Raw genomic sequence first — 13446 nt, 5'->3', positions numbered from 1 at the left:
GGACTCGAGGCCGCGCCGGGAGGCGCGGCCTTTCTCGTCCTCGGACCCGGGTGGCCACCGGTCTCAGGCCCGCCCCACGGGGCTGTTCGGGAGGGCCAGCTTGATCTCCTCGCGGAGCTCCTCGATGCCGGCGAATCCGGAGTAGTGGCCGCTGAGCCGGTACATCTCGCGCAGCCGGTCCCATGTCCGGTGCGAGGAGGTCTCGTTCATCGAGACCAGGGCCAGGCGGGCGTAGCGGTCGGCCTGTTCCGGGTCGTTCGCGATGAAGCAGGCGGAGGCCATCGAGATGTAGTCGAAGATCTTCGAGCGCTGGTGGCCGTCGGCCCGCAGCCGCAGGGCCTCCTTCGCGTGCTGCTGCGCGATGGTCGCCGCCGAGGGATCGTGGTCGGCGAGGGTACGGAAGGCCAGCGCCTGCATGCCGTGCAGATCGGCCTCGTCGAAGTGCTGCATCCAGGACGGCGGCGGCACGTCCCCCGAGGTGGACACGAACAGGTCCTCGGCCTCGCCCAGGGTGCGGCGCATGGCCTGCCCCTTGCCGAGCGCGGCCTGCGCCCAGGCCTCGATGGTGTGGAGCATGGCGCGGGTCCGGGGCAGGGTCTGCTCGCCGGAGCCGGACTGCGCCAGCTTCATCAGGTCGAGCGCCTCGTTCGGCTTGCCCAGGTGGACCATCTGGCGGGCCGCGCGGGAGAGCGCCTCCCCCGCGCGCGGCCGGTCGCCGCCCTCGCGGGCCGCGTGCGCGGCGATGACGAAGTACTTCTGCGCGGTGGGCTCCAGGCCCACGTCGTGGGACATCCAGCCCGCCAGCACCGCCAGGTTGGCCGCCACCCCCCACAGCCTGCGCTGGAGGTGGTCGGGGTGGTGGTACGCGAGCATGCCGCCCACCTCGTTGAGCTGCCCGACCACGGCCTTGCGCTGGAGGCCGCCGCCTCTGGAGGCGTCCCAGGCGCGGAAGACCTCCACCGAACGCTCCAGGGCCTCGATCTCCTGGGAGCCGATGGGCGCGGCCTCGTAGCGGTCGTAGCCCGCGGAGTCGGCCTGGAAGGAGTCGCCGTTGCGCTGCACGTCCTTCGCGCGGGCGGGGTCGGTGTGGAGCCAGTCGTGCATGGCGTTGCTGAGGGCTGAGCCGGCGGTGAGCGCGGCACCCGCGCTCATCAGACCGCGACGGTTGAGCATGAGGTCCATTCCCGTGAATTCGGTGAGGACCGCGGCTGTGCGTTCGGGCGCCCAGGGCATTCCGTCGGGGTTCTCCTGCTCCCCGTCCGGCTGCTGTTTGGTGGTGCGCCGTTGTCGTACGAACCCGAGGTCCTCGATGGTCACGACACGACCGAGCCGCTCGGTGAACAGTGCTGCCAGTACCGTGGGCACCGGTTCGCGCGGGGTTTCCCCCATGTCGATCCAGCGCCGCACCCGCGAGGTGTCGGTGGCCAGCTGGTGGTGACCCATCGAGGCCGCCTGCCGGTTGACCATCCTCGCCAGTTCGCCCTTGGACCAGCCGGCCAGGCCGAACAGGTCGTTCAGACGGGTGTTTGGACCTTTGCTCACGTCAAGCCCCCAGGTTCTCGGCTGAGTTGACAGTAACCCCCCGTCAGATGCCGAGCGACTATTCGCCAGGGTTCGCCAGGGCACGCAATGTGGTCCGCCACCCACGCCCGGGTGTCAGGTAGGAATGCGCCTCCCCGACCCGGTCACCGGCGGAACTCCCCAGGGTGATGCACGGGATCCGGCGGGGCGGCGTATGCAACTCGTCGGCGCACGAAGGGATCCGTAACGCCATGTACGCAGCCACGTCCTCCGTGTCCGCACCGGTCCGGCCGCACCGCACGTTCCCCGCGGGTGGCGGCCCCTACCTCGAACCCGGCCGCCCCGCGGCCCCGGCACAGGGCGCCGTACGGGCACGGCGGATGCCGGGTACCGGATCGCAGCCGCTCAGCGGGAGAATCGACCTGTCGGGTCCCCAGGGGGCGCAGTTGCGCACCGCGCTCGCCTCCGTGCAGCGCATCTGTCCGGAGTTCGCGCCGGTCCAGGTACTGCGCCGCAGCGGCCGGTCGGTCCTGCTGGTGGGAACCACCGGACGGATGACGGCCGTCGCGAAGGTATTACTGGATCACTCGCCCGAGTGGCGCGAGCGGTACCGGCACGAAATAGCGACGTACCGGACGTTCGTCCGGCACCGCCCGCAGGTCCGGGTGCCGCGGCTGATCGCCGCCGATCCGGAGAACTGCGTACTGATCGTCGAGCGGATGGCCGGCCGCGTCGCCGCGCTCCAGCGGCATCCGGTGGAGGCCCCGCCGCGGGCCGACCTGCGGGCGGCACTCGGAGCGGTGCGCCAGGTGAACGGCTGGCGGCCCGCCGACGAGCTGTTCGGGCGGCCGCTGGACTACGACCGGCGGATCGCCCGGGACTACCAGCTGGGCCTGCTGACCGACCGTGACTTCGGCGATCTGCAGAAGCTGCTGCACGGCGTGAAGATGTCGGGCAACCCCTGGCAGTTCAACCACGGCGACGCGCTGCTGTCGAACCTGCTGCTGTCCCCGACCGGTCCCGTACTCCTCGACTGGGAGCACGCGGGCTGGTACCGGCCGGGCTACGACCTGGCCACCCTGTGGACGGTACTGGGCGACGCCCCGGCCGCTCGGGCCCAGATCAGCCGCCTGGCGCAGGCGGCCGGACCGGCCGCCCGGGACGCGTTCCTGGTCAACCTGATGCTGGTGCTGACCCGGGAGATCCGGATGTCGGAGACGGCCGTGCAGCGCTCGATGCTGGCGGCCACCCCGACCCAGGCCCTGCCGGCGGGCGCCCAGTCCTCGGGCGAGGAGCAGCGCCTGCTGCTGCGCCGCCTGCACGACGACGCGGGCATGGCCCGCAGGGCGGTCCGCGCGGCGGTCGGCACGCGCTGACCGGGCCGCGCACCGCGCGGTCGTCGCCCACGAAATCCCGTGCCGCACACACCCGGTGTGTGCGGCACGGGATTTCGTGCGTCCGGGCCCGGAGCGCAACCGGCGCGTATGCCTTGACTTCACATGATCCCCCGAAGACCTTTTCTGACTCAGCATCAGAATGCTGGATCCACCCCCCACACTCCCCTCTCCGCTGGAGCCTGCCCATGACCGCGAGAACCGCCTCCGCAGCGAGTTCCGTACCGCGTTCCGACCCGAGGCCCGATCCGAGTTGCGACCCGAGGCCCGATCCGAGTTCCGCTCTCCCCTCCCGGCGGACGGTCATGGCCGGGGCGGGGGCCGGCGTGCTGGCCGCCACCCTGCTGCCGACCGCCGCCGCTCACGCGGCCGGTGAGCCCTCGCTCGGCGAGTACGACGTCGTCGTGGTCGGCTCCGGGGCGTCCGGGATGACCGCCGCGCTCACCGCGGCCAAGCGGGGCCTGAGCGTGCTCGTGGTCGAGAAGGCCCCGACCTTCGGCGGCTCGGCCGCCCGGTCCGGTGCCGGGATCTGGCTGCCCAACAACTCGGTGATCCTGGGCGCGGGCGTGCCCGACACCCCGGCGAAGGCGGCGCAGTACCTGGCGGCGGTGGTCGGCAACGGCTCCTCCGCGGACCGGCAGGCGGCCTTCCTCGCCAACGGGCCCCGGATGCTGGACTTCGTGATGGCCAACAGCCCGCTGCGCTTCCGCTTCATGGACGGCTACAGCGACTACTACCCCAATCTCCCCGGCGGGCTCCCGAACGGCCGCTCCATCGAGCCCGACCAGATCGACGGGAACATACTCGGCGCCGAACTGGCCCGCCTGAACCCGGCGTACATGCCCGTGCCGGCCGGCATGGTGGTGTTCAGCCAGGACTACAAGTGGCTCAACCTCGCCGCCGTGAGCGCCAAGGGGCTCGCGGTGTCCACCGAATGCCTGGCGCGCGGAACGGCGGCCGCGCTGTGCGGGCAGAAGCCGCTGACCATGGGCCAGGCCCTGGCGACCGGTCTGCGGGCCGGTCTGATCCAGGCCGGGGTCCCCGTGTGGCTGAACAGCCCGCTCGTCGACCTGGTCCAGGAGGGTGGCGCCGTCACCGGCGTGGTGGTGGAGAAGGAGGGCGTACGGGGCGTGGTGCGGGCCCGCAAGGGCGTGGTCATCGGCTCGGGCGGCTTCGAGCACAATGCGCAGATGCGGGCCCAGTATCAGCAGCAGCCGGTCGGCACCCAGTGGTCGGTCGGCGCGAAGGAGAACACGGGCGACGGAATCCGGGCGGGCCAGCGGGCCGGTGCGGCCCTGGCGTTGATGGACGACGCCTGGTGGGGTCCCTCGATCCCGCTCCCGAACGAACCGTACTTCTGCCTGGCCGAACGGACCCTGCCCGGGGGCCTGATGGTCAACGCGAAGGGCGCCCGCTTCGTCAACGAGGCGGCCCCGTACAGCGATGTGGTGCACGTGATGTACGAGAAGGACCGGGACGCGACCGGTTCGCACATCCCGGCCTGGCTGATCGTGGATCAGAACTACCGCAACAAGTACCTGTTCAAGGACATCCTGCCGACGATCGTCTTCCCCGACTCCTGGTACCAGGCGGGCGCGGCGAAGAAGGCGTGGACCTGGGACGCCCTCGCCCACCAGATCGGGGTGCCCGCGGCCGCCCTGCGCTCCACCCTCAACCGCTTCAACGCCCAGGCGTGGAACGGCACCGACCCCGACTTCCACCGGGGCGACACCGCCTACGACCACTACTACACGGACCCCGGCGTGACGCCGAACTCCTGCCTGGCCCCGATCTGGGCGCCGCCGTTCTACGCCTTCAAGATCGTGCCGGGCGACCTGGGCACGAAGGGCGGCATCGTCACGGACGCACGGGCCCGCGCCCTGCGGGCGGACGGATCGGTGATCCGCGGCCTGTGGGCGGCGGGCAACGCGAGTGCGGCCGTGATGGGGCACAGCTATGCGGGAGCCGGGTCGACGATCGGTCCCGCGATGACGTTCGGCTACGTGGCCGCCAACGACATCGCGGACGGCGCGTGAGCCCGGCGGGGCGGGCCCGCCCGGACTAGCCCTGCTGGAAGAGCTCGGCCGGGAGCGGCTTCAGCAGCGCGTAGAGGTCGTCCGTGATCGGCCGGTCCCAGCTCGCGATGGTGACCAGCACGTTGTCGCTGCGGTCGAACTGCACGCAGCTGATCCGGCTCTCGGAGAGCTTGATCTTCCGGACGATGAGGAGGTTGTCGCCCTGCATGACGGGGCAGTCCTCGGCGCCGGTGACCTCGACGTCCTCGTCGTTCTCGAGGGCGTCGAGGAGCTGGGCCACCTCGAAGGGGACCTGGCCCTCGGAGAGGTCGCGCGCGGGGGAACCCTCGGGGAGGTTTCCGATGATCATCGCGGGGCCGCGTCCGCCGAACAGGTCGTAGCGGAGGAAGACACCCTGGCAGCTGCCGTCGGGCGCGGGCAGCAGCCCGGCCCCGAGATTGCCCGGCCAGTCCCCCGGGTCCATGGCCAGGACGTCGAAGTCCGGGCCGGCGGGTGTGGCGGCGCGGTGGCGGCGGAGGAAGGACATGCCGCCATGGTACGTGCCCCGCCGCGTTTCCCGGCCCTCCACCCCCTACCCGGACCCCCTGCTCGGGCCCCGCCGCCGGTTGCGGATCCACCGCTGCGCGGGGCGGAGTCCCCGCAGCGCCACTCGCCGCAGCGCGGGCGAAGTCCCCGACCCGCCCTTCGCCCGTTCCCCGGGCTCTGCCCGGACCCCGGTCCTCAAGCGCCGGACGGGCTGAAGGCAGGGGTACCGGGCTGCGCCTGCGGGCCGCGCCGGGCAAGATCCAGCCCCTCCGGCGTTTGAGGAGCGGGGTCCGGGGCGGAGCCCCGGGGAACGGCGGAAGGGTGGGTAGGGGACCTCGCCCCCGCAGGGCCCACCCGTGCACCGGAGGGCCCGTCGCCGCACCGGGTCCTCTGGTCAGTGCACCGGGGCAGGGCCGGAGTCGGGCACGGGGAGACACGGGAAGGTGCCGCCGCGGGCGAGCAGCGCGTCCGTGGTGGTGGCCACCAGGCCGTCCGCCCCGCAGGCGCGGGCCGCCACCACCGCACGCTGCAGGATGTCGGCGTCCCCCCGCTCCTCCCCCAGCGCGGCCAGCGCGAGCGCCAGCTCGTAGGCCGCCGGCGAAGCCGACAGGACCGCCACGGCCTCCTCCAGGAGGACGGCCCGGTCCTGCGGCGAAGCCACCTCCGCGGCCACCCGCAGGGCCTGGCCGATGCCGGACGCGGCCCCGAAGGCACGGGCCCGGCGTACCGCCTCCCCGGCCAGCTCCCGCGCCCGCGCCGGATCCTCCGCGGCCACCGCACGCGCGAGGTGGAGCCGCCACGGGCACCAGGACGGGTTCTGGATGCCCCGGGGGGTCAGCCGCCGGTCCACGGCCTCCAGCTCCGCCGCCGCGGCCTTCGCCTGCCCGCGGGCCAGCAGCAGTTCCGCGTAGACGGTCTGGGAGTCGGGGAAGACGACCGCCGCCGGGAAGGGCTCCCCGTACTCGTGCTCGCGGACCAGTTCCCAGGCCTCGTCGGCCCGGCCCCGCGCCAGCAGGGTGGTGACGAGGATCGCGATGGCGTACCAGTGCACGGGCGTACGCCGCCCGACGCGCTCGGCGAGGCGCAGTCCGGCCCGCGCCAGCTCCTCCGCCTCGGCCAGCCGCCCCCGGCGGTAGCGGATGTAGGCGCGCAGACTGTAGGCGAAGGACAGGTGCGCCCCGCGCCAGCCCTGCCGCTCGAACTCGGCGGTGCCCGCCTCGAACAGTTCCTCCGCCCGCTCCGGCCGGTCGGCGTACATGTGCACCATGGCGACGAGCACCGGGACCTCGAAGCCCCGGTCGGCGTACGCCCAGCTGAATTCGGTTTCCAGGACCCGCCCGGCATGGTGCAGGACCACGTCGACCGGCTCCCCGCGCAGGCAGGCGTCCCAGGCGCGCAGCCCTATGACGTACCGCTCGGTGAGGTCGCGCCCGCTCAGCCGGTCCGCGAGCTTCGCGAGCCGCCGGGAGCGCGCCGGGGAGTCCGGCTCGGCGGCGTTGAAGGCGTCCCACATGAACTGCTCGGACTGCAGGCGCAGCCAGCCGCGTACGTCCTGGGTGTACGGGATCTCGCGCGCAAGGCATTCCGAGGCCTCGGCCAGGCGGTCGCTGTGCGAGAGCACCTGGGCCAGCCGGATCACGATGCCCTGGCGCAGCGCCGGGTCCTCGAAGGGCTCCGCGAGGGCGGCGCGCAGGTGGTTGACGGTGTTGGCGGGCTCGGTGAGCAAGGAGGCGCAGCCCAGTTCGTAGAGGACGGCCGCCCGCTCGTCGAAGTCCGGGGGCTCCCGCAGGGCCCGTGCGAGCTGGCGGCGGGCGGCTTCGGGGGCACCGGCCCGGAGGTTCTCCCCGGCGGCCTCGCGCAGGGTGCGCACCACCCAGGGGTCGTTCTCGGGATGGGTCTCCAGCAGGTGGCGGGCCGCGGCGGAGGGCCCGAGTCCCGCGTCGACGACGGCCGCCGCGGCCTTTCCGTGCAGGGCGACGCGCAGGGCCTCGGGGATCGCGCGGTATATGGCGGTGGCGATGAGGGGGTGGACGAACTCCAGCCCTGCTTCGTCCGCTTCCTCGGCGGTGTCCCCTGCTTCGGCGGCGGCCGACAGGATGCGGGCGTCGCGCAGCCGCCCGGTGGCGTCGACGGCTTCCTCGGTGCCGAGTCCGGCGACGCGGGCGGCGAGTTCCCCGGGGATGTCGGTGCCGAGGACGGCGCAGGCCCAGGCGAAGCGGACGGTGGAGGGGCCGAGGCTGTGCAGGCGGGCGACGAGGCCGCTGCCGCGCTGGGCGGCGGCGAGGTCGCGCAGGAGCGGGGCGCTGGCTTCGACGGGGGCGAGGCCCTTGTCCCGGACCTTCGCGGTGAGCTCGACGGCTTCGAAGGGGTTGCCGGTGGTGACGGCCCAGGCCTCCCGGCAGAACGCCTCGTCGGCGTGCGCGCCGACGGCCTCCCGGACCAGGCCGGAGACGGCCTCGGCGGTGAGCGGAGCGAGGGTCAGCGGGCGGTGTCCCGCGCGGCCGGGCAGCGTACGGAAGGCCTCGGCGTGCGCGGGCAGTTCGTCGGGGCGGTAGGCGACGACGAGGAGGAGCGGGAGGTGTTCGGCGCGCGGGGCGAAGGCGGCGAGCCAGGAGAGGGATTCGGGGTCGGCCCAGTGGGCGTCGTCCAGGACGAGGGCGACGGGGGCGCGCTGCACGACGAGGTGGGTGAGGACCCAGTCGAGTCCGTCGCGCAGGCCCTGGGGGTCGGGCGGGGCGCTCTGTTCGGCCGCGCAGAGGCCGAGGGCGGGGCCGACGATGGAGTACCAGCTGCCGAGGGCCTCGCGCAGTTCCGCGTCGGAGGTGCCGGCCAGCTGGGGCTGGATGAGCTGGCGGGCGACGTGGAAGGGCTGGCTCTGTTCCTGTTCGCCGCCGCGGGCCGCGAGGACGGTGCAGGCCTTGGCGTGGGCGCGGCGGCGGACTTCGCCGAGGAGCGTGGTCTTGCCGAGGCCGGCGGGTCCGGAGAAGGCCAGCAGGGCTCCGCCGGCGTCCGGGCCCGTGAGCTGGTCCAGGGCCTCGTCGACGGCGGTCAGCTCCGTGTCGCGTTCGAACATCGTGCGCCGTTTGCGGGTCCGGCGTTCCGTCATGGCTGGTACCCCCCAGGCCTGTTCGGGGGTTCAGCGTACGCCCGCGCACGCGCCCTGCAAGGCCGGTGCGGCAAATAAAGCTGATCTTCTTCCGGGGAGCGCCGGAGTGTGCTTCCCCGTCGGCTCAGTCCTGTGCGGAGCGTTCCGCGAGCGCTTCGAGGACGGCCACGGCCTCGGCGGCCCGGGCGGCGTCCACGAAGAGGTGGTCGTGGTGGTAGCCGGCGATGACGTTGCAGCTCAGGCCGTGTGCCGCGAGCTCGGTGGCGAAGGCCGCGGTGAGGCCGACGGCGTCGAGGGCGGAGTGGACGCGCAGGGTGATCCAGCCGGCGGTGTACGTGTACGGAAGTCCGGCCTCGTCGGCGTCCTCCTGGCTCAGCACGAGGGTGAGCCCCTCGGGTTCCAGGACGGAGGCGACGGGGGTGAGCCCGGCCAGGGCCTCCGGGTCGGTGTCGCCGGGGATGGTGCAGAACACGTACAGCCCGTCGTTCAGTTCGGGCCGCATTCCGCTCAGCAGCTTCCGCAGGTCGTTTTCTCCGCTCACGCCGCCACCGTACCCGTGGTCGAGTCGTGGCCGGGGCGACACCCCGGGGCGATGCCCCGACGTCACCAGTACTCGGACCGGTCGGGCTCCGGGTCCTCCTCGCGCAGTCGCCGGTGCCACCAGGCGAGCGGGCGGCCGAGCCGGTCGGCCCATCCGGAGTCCGGCGGGTCCGGGTCCTCGATCGTGCGGCGGCGGAACTCGTCGTCCAGACCGCGCAGCACGCGGGTCAGGGCGGTACGGCCGACCGGCGGCAGCAGCCGGTGGTGGTCGCGCAGCTCGTCGCGGACGGAGGCGACGCCGGCGAAGGAGCACCCCGGGCAGTCGGCGCACGGGGAGGGGCCCAGGTACAGGTGGCGGCCGGGGCGGCTCAGGAAGACGCGGTACCTGGCCAGCAGGGCCGCGATCTCACCGGCCCGTCCGGGGCGGGCCCAGTGCACGGCCGCGGCCGCCTCGGTCGGCAGCCGGTCCACGGGCGGGAGCGCCCGCGCCCAGGCGGGCGGCCTCCGGTCCTCGTACGTTCCTCGTTCGGCGCGCAGCGCGCCGGGCCGTCTACGCGGCATCGCCCTTTCGGCGGGTGATCGTCATGGCGGCCATGATGCCGAGGAGCCTCCGGGTCCGGCAAGGGGTTTGCGGGGGCCCACCGGGGCGGCGGCTCCGCGCCCGGTGGTGCGCCGCGCACCCGTTCCGTCGGGAGACGGCCCGGGCCGTCTACGTCAGGTCGAACTCCCCGCCCCGTGCGTTCAGGACGAACTTGCGCCACTCGTCCGGCGCGAAGATCAGCGAGGGGCTTTCGGGGCGGTCGCCGTTGCGCATCGCGATGAACCCCTCCACGAAGGCGATCTGGACGTCACCCGCCCCCCGGCTGCTCGACTGCCAGTCCGCCTCGGTCAGGTCGAGGTCCGGCTTGCCCCAGCCGGCCGGCGCCTTCGACGTCATGCTCTCTGCCACGTGCGTGCTCCTCCCGGTACTACCGGTTCGTCGTCCCGGGGGCCAGGTTAGCCATCGCACGCCGTGCCGCACAGGCCACGGTGCGTCACTCGTGGCCTGTACGGCACCCCGCCCGGAATCCGGTTTCCGTTCAGGAGGCCGGCGGCTGCGCTCCGACCAGCCACATCGCGAAGAACTGCGCCCCGCCGCCGTAGGCGTGCCCCATCGCCCGCCGGGCGTCCGGGACTTGATGCTCCCCGGCCTGGCCGCGCACCTGGAGGGCCGCTTCCGCGAAGCGGATCATGCCGGAGGCGCCGATGGGGTTGGTGGACAGCACGCCGCCCGACGGGTTGACGGGCAGGTCACCGTCGAGCTCCGTGACTCCGGCCTCGGTGAGCTTCCAGCCCTCGCCCTCGTCGGCGAAGCCGAGGTTCTCCAGCCACATCGGCTCGTACCAGGAGAACGGCACGTACATCTCGACGGCGTCGATCTCCCGGCGCGGATCCGTGATCCCGGCCTGCCGGTAGACGTCGGCCGCGCAGTCCTTGCCCGCCTGCGGGGACACGAAGTCCTTCCCGGCGAAGAGGGTCGGCTCGCTGCGCATCGCCCCGCCGTGCACCCAGGCCGGGGGCTTCGGCGAACGGGCCGCGCCCGCCCGGTCGGTGAGGATCATCGCGCAGGCCCCGTCGGAGGACGGGCAGGTCTCGGAGTACCGGATCGGGTCCCACAGCATCGGGGAGGCCTGGACCTTCTCCAGGGTGATGTCGTGCTCGTGCAGGTGCGCGTACGGGTTCTTCAGCGCGTTGCGGCGGTCCTTGTACGCGACGAGCGAGCCCACCGTGTCGGGGGCGCCGGTGCGCCGCATGTACGCGCGCACGTGCGGGGCGAAGAACCCGCCGGCCCCCGCCAGCAGTGGCTGCTGGAAGGGGACGGGGAGCGAGAGCCCCCACATGGCGTTGGACTCGGACTGCTTCTCGAAGGCGAGGGTCAGCACCGTGCGGTGGACCCGGGCGGCGACCAGGTTGGAGGCGACCAGCGCGGTGGAGCCGCCCACCGAACCGGCGGTGTGCACGCGGAGCATGGGCTTGCCGACGGCACCGAGGGCGTCGGCGAGGTACAGCTCCGGCATCATCACGCCCTCGAAGAAGTCGGGGGCCTTGCCGATGACGACCGCGTCGATGTCCGCCCAGGTCAGCTCGGCGTCCGCGAGCGCCCGCGCGGCCGCTTCCCGGACCAGCCCCGCGATGGAGACGTCGTGGCGGGCGGCCACGTGCTTGGTCTGGCCGATGCCGACGATGGCCACCGGCTCCTTGCCCGTGGTGCTCATGCTCGGTCCCCTTCCAGGACGGCGACCAGGTTCTGCTGGAGGCAGGGGCCGGAGGTGGCGTGCGCGACGGCCCGGTCGGACTCGCCGCGGTGGATGCGGGCGGCCGCCTCGCCGATCCGGATCAGGCCGGCGGCCATCATCGGGTTGGCGGCGAGCGCTCCGCCGGAGGGGTTGACGGCGACGTCCCCGCCGAGCCCGAGGGCCTTGCGCAGCACGACCTCCTGGGAGGAGAAGGGCGCGTGCAGTTCGGCGGTGTCCACCGGGGACTCGAAGACGCCCGCGTGCTCGGCGGCGATCCGCGTCGACGGGGAGTCGGTGAGGTCGCGCAGCCCGAGGCTGTGGGCCTCGATGCGGTGGTCGATGCCGGTGATCCAGGCGGGCCGCTCGCACAGCCGGCGGGCCACGTCCCCGGCGGCCAGGATGACGGCGGCCGCGCCGTCGCCGATGGGCGGGCAGTCGCCGGTGCGCAGCGGGGCGACCTGGTACCCGCCCTGGGCGACGGTGCCGCTGAGCTGGGCGTGCGGGTTGGCTCCCGCGGAGGCCCGGCTGCGGGCGCCGATCGCGGCGAGCCCGGCTTCGTCGGTCTCCCCCGCGTCGATGAGCGCCTGGGCCTGGAGCGCGGCCAGGGCCACGGAGTCGGGCCAGAGCGGAGCGACGTAGTACGGGTCGAGCTGGCGGGTCAGCACGTCGCGCACCGACCCCGGCGAGGACTTCCCGTACGAGTAGACGAGCGCGGTGTCGGCCTCGCCGGTCTGGATCTTGACCCAGGCCTCGTACAGGGCCCAGGCGCCGTCCATCTCCACGTGGGACTCGGAGATGGGCGGCCAGGCGCCGACCCCGTCGAGGGTCATGGTGAAGGAGAAGGCCCGGCCGGCGAGGTAGTCGCTGGAACCGGAGCAGGTGAAGCCGATCTCGCCCGCCTTCAGTCCGGTGGCGGCCAGCACCTGGTGCAGGACCGGCATGACCATCTCGACTTCGCTGAGCTCGTCTGTGCGGCGCAGGTGGTCGCTCTGTGCGAAGGCGACCACCGCGACCTCGCGGGCGTATCGGGCCATCAGATGAGCTCCTTGTACACGTCGTAGTCCGCGTCCGGCTCTCCGGTGGGGCGGTAGTGGTCGGGGTAGCGGCCGCCTTCGGTCCAGACGGGTTCGACCCGCAGGCCCATCCGCACCTGGTCGTACGGGATGCCGCCGATCCGGCCGTGGAGGGCCAGGCCGGCTCCGTCGAGGGCGATGTGGGCGTAGACGTAGGGCACTTCGATGTCGAGGTTCTTGGCCTTGATGTTGACGATGCAGTACGTGGTGACGGTGCCGGCCGGGCCGACCTCGACCCGGTCGGTGGTGGCGACCCCGCAGGTGGGGCAGGCGCCGCGCGGGGGCACGTACACCTTGTGGCAGGAGGGGCAGCGCTCGCCGATGGTCTTCTGCTCGGAGAGCCCGGCGATGTACGCGGTCTGCGCACGGCCGGGGCTGTACGAGTAGTCCAGGCGGGCCTCGGCGACGATCCCGGTGACGGCGTCGGCGAACTCCCCGCTGTGCGGCGTCGCCTGCCCGCCCGGCTCGCCGTCCCCGGCGGGCTCGAAGCAGGCAATGTCGGTGATGGCCCCGGTCCGCTCCCCGGCCCACCGCACGCGGACCCGCATGCCGGTGCTGACGGCTTCGGGTCCGGGGGCGTCGAGGGCGTGCAGGAGGGCGGTGTCGGCGCCGTCGAGGCGGACGAGGACCCAGGCGAAGGGCGTGGCGAGGGGCTGGTTGGGGCGCGGCGAACCGTTCCAGGCCCAGGTGGTGACGGTCCCGGTGGTGCCCACCTCGACCAGGTCGCGGATCTCCTCGGCGGTGACGGGGTCGTACTCGACGGGCGGCACCATCACCTTGCCGTCGGTGGCCCGCACCCCGAGGACGACCCCTTCGCGCAGCCCAGTGAGGAAGGCGCTCTGCACGGGGCCGAGGGAGCGGGTGAAGGGGAACTCGACGACAAGGGGTGCGCGGAGGATCTCGGGTGGCGACGCGGCTGTCATGGGTGGGTCTCCGATGTGTGGGGTTCCAAGAACGGTTGGGGCCGGCACCGGG

At 73.3% G+C, this 13446-nt stretch carries 11 protein-coding genes; 2 read left to right on the top strand and 9 right to left on the bottom strand.

Translation table 11 applies throughout. From position 1 onward, the window contains the following. Positions 1-63 precede the first annotated feature (63 nt). Positions 64-1542, bottom strand: coding sequence for a DNA-binding protein NsdB (locus tag AC3IX6_RS35490; protein ID WP_489367374.1), 1479 nt, complete (start codon positions 1540-1542; stop codon positions 64-66). A gap of 230 nt (positions 1543-1772) precedes the next feature. Here AC3IX6_RS35490 and AC3IX6_RS35485 point away from each other — a divergent pair, with 230 nt between their 5' ends. Beyond that, the gene (locus AC3IX6_RS35485; RefSeq protein ID WP_489367373.1) at positions 1773-2897 is read left to right on the top strand and encodes an aminoglycoside phosphotransferase family protein; all 1125 of its coding nucleotides are present in this window, start codon (positions 1773-1775) and stop codon (positions 2895-2897) included. A 323-nt stretch (positions 2898-3220) separates the two neighbouring features. After that, a complete protein-coding gene (gene kstD / locus AC3IX6_RS35480) occupies positions 3221-4951 on the top strand; it encodes a 3-oxosteroid 1-dehydrogenase (protein WP_489367372.1) in 1731 nt (576 codons plus the stop codon). Positions 4952-4976: 25 nt separating this feature from the next. On the opposite strand, the gene AC3IX6_RS35475 is transcribed toward kstD, so the two are convergent. The 8 genes from AC3IX6_RS35475 to AC3IX6_RS35440 all read right to left on the bottom strand — a co-directional run bounded on the left by AC3IX6_RS35475 (position 4977) and on the right by AC3IX6_RS35440 (position 13394). Then, positions 4977-5477 carry a hypothetical protein gene (locus AC3IX6_RS35475; RefSeq protein WP_150520950.1) on the bottom strand — a complete coding sequence of 167 codons (501 nt, stop codon included), beginning with the start codon at positions 5475-5477 and terminating at the stop codon, positions 4977-4979. Positions 5478-5870: 393 nt separating this feature from the next. Then, positions 5871-8582: an ATP-binding protein gene (locus tag AC3IX6_RS35470; RefSeq protein WP_489367371.1), complete on the bottom strand. Its 2712-nt coding sequence runs from the start codon at positions 8580-8582 to the stop codon at positions 5871-5873. A gap of 124 nt (positions 8583-8706) precedes the next feature. Then, positions 8707-9123: an ACT domain-containing protein gene (locus AC3IX6_RS35465; RefSeq protein WP_489367370.1), complete on the bottom strand. Its 417-nt coding sequence runs from the start codon at positions 9121-9123 to the stop codon at positions 8707-8709. Between the two features lie 62 nt (positions 9124-9185). Beyond that, positions 9186-9683, bottom strand: coding sequence for a hypothetical protein (locus AC3IX6_RS35460; RefSeq protein WP_489367369.1), 498 nt, complete (start codon positions 9681-9683; stop codon positions 9186-9188). A gap of 148 nt (positions 9684-9831) precedes the next feature. Next, complete coding sequence (locus AC3IX6_RS35455) at positions 9832-10059, bottom strand: DUF397 domain-containing protein (RefSeq protein WP_375949687.1); 228 nt, start codon at positions 10057-10059, stop codon at positions 9832-9834. A 142-nt stretch (positions 10060-10201) separates the two neighbouring features. Beyond that, a complete protein-coding gene (locus AC3IX6_RS35450; RefSeq protein WP_489367368.1) occupies positions 10202-11377 on the bottom strand; it encodes a thiolase domain-containing protein in 1176 nt (391 codons plus the stop codon). Next, positions 11374-12432, bottom strand: a complete 1059-nt coding sequence (locus AC3IX6_RS35445) for a thiolase domain-containing protein (RefSeq protein WP_489367367.1) — start codon at positions 12430-12432, stop codon at positions 11374-11376. Before AC3IX6_RS35445 ends, AC3IX6_RS35450 begins: the two co-directional genes overlap by 4 nt. Next, positions 12432-13394 (bottom strand): OB-fold nucleic acid binding domain-containing protein, encoded by a 963-nt coding sequence (locus AC3IX6_RS35440; protein ID WP_489367366.1) that lies wholly within the window; start codon positions 13392-13394, stop codon positions 12432-12434. Before AC3IX6_RS35440 ends, AC3IX6_RS35445 begins: the two co-directional genes overlap by 1 nt. Positions 13395-13446: the final 52 nt, after the last annotated feature.

The organism is Streptomyces sp. GL_141 (assembly GCF_057834385.1).
This window is presented reverse-complemented; position numbering and strand designations above follow the sequence as displayed.

Bases quoted from the DNA above. Each gene is read 5' to 3' on its own strand.
- AC3IX6_RS35440 (WP_489367366.1), bottom strand. From the start codon at position 13,394: ATGACAGCCGCGTCGCCACCCGAGATCCTCCGCGCACCCCTTGTCGTC.
- AC3IX6_RS35455 (WP_375949687.1), bottom strand. From the start codon at position 10,059: ATGACGTCGAAGGCGCCGGCCGGCTGGGGCAAGCCGGACCTCGACCTG.
- AC3IX6_RS35450 (WP_489367368.1), bottom strand. From the start codon at position 11,377: ATGAGCACCACGGGCAAGGAGCCGGTGGCCATCGTCGGCATCGGCCAG.
- kstD (WP_489367372.1), top strand. From the start codon at position 3,221: ATGGCCGGGGCGGGGGCCGGCGTGCTGGCCGCCACCCTGCTGCCGACC.
- AC3IX6_RS35485 (WP_489367373.1), top strand. From the start codon at position 1,773: ATGTACGCAGCCACGTCCTCCGTGTCCGCACCGGTCCGGCCGCACCGC.
- AC3IX6_RS35445 (WP_489367367.1), bottom strand. From the start codon at position 12,432: ATGGCCCGATACGCCCGCGAGGTCGCGGTGGTCGCCTTCGCACAGAGC.
- AC3IX6_RS35460 (WP_489367369.1), bottom strand. From the start codon at position 9,683: ATGCCGCGTAGACGGCCCGGCGCGCTGCGCGCCGAACGAGGAACGTAC.
- AC3IX6_RS35470 (WP_489367371.1), bottom strand. From the start codon at position 8,582: ATGACGGAACGCCGGACCCGCAAACGGCGCACGATGTTCGAACGCGAC.
- AC3IX6_RS35475 (WP_150520950.1), bottom strand. From the start codon at position 5,477: ATGTCCTTCCTCCGCCGCCACCGCGCCGCCACACCCGCCGGCCCGGAC.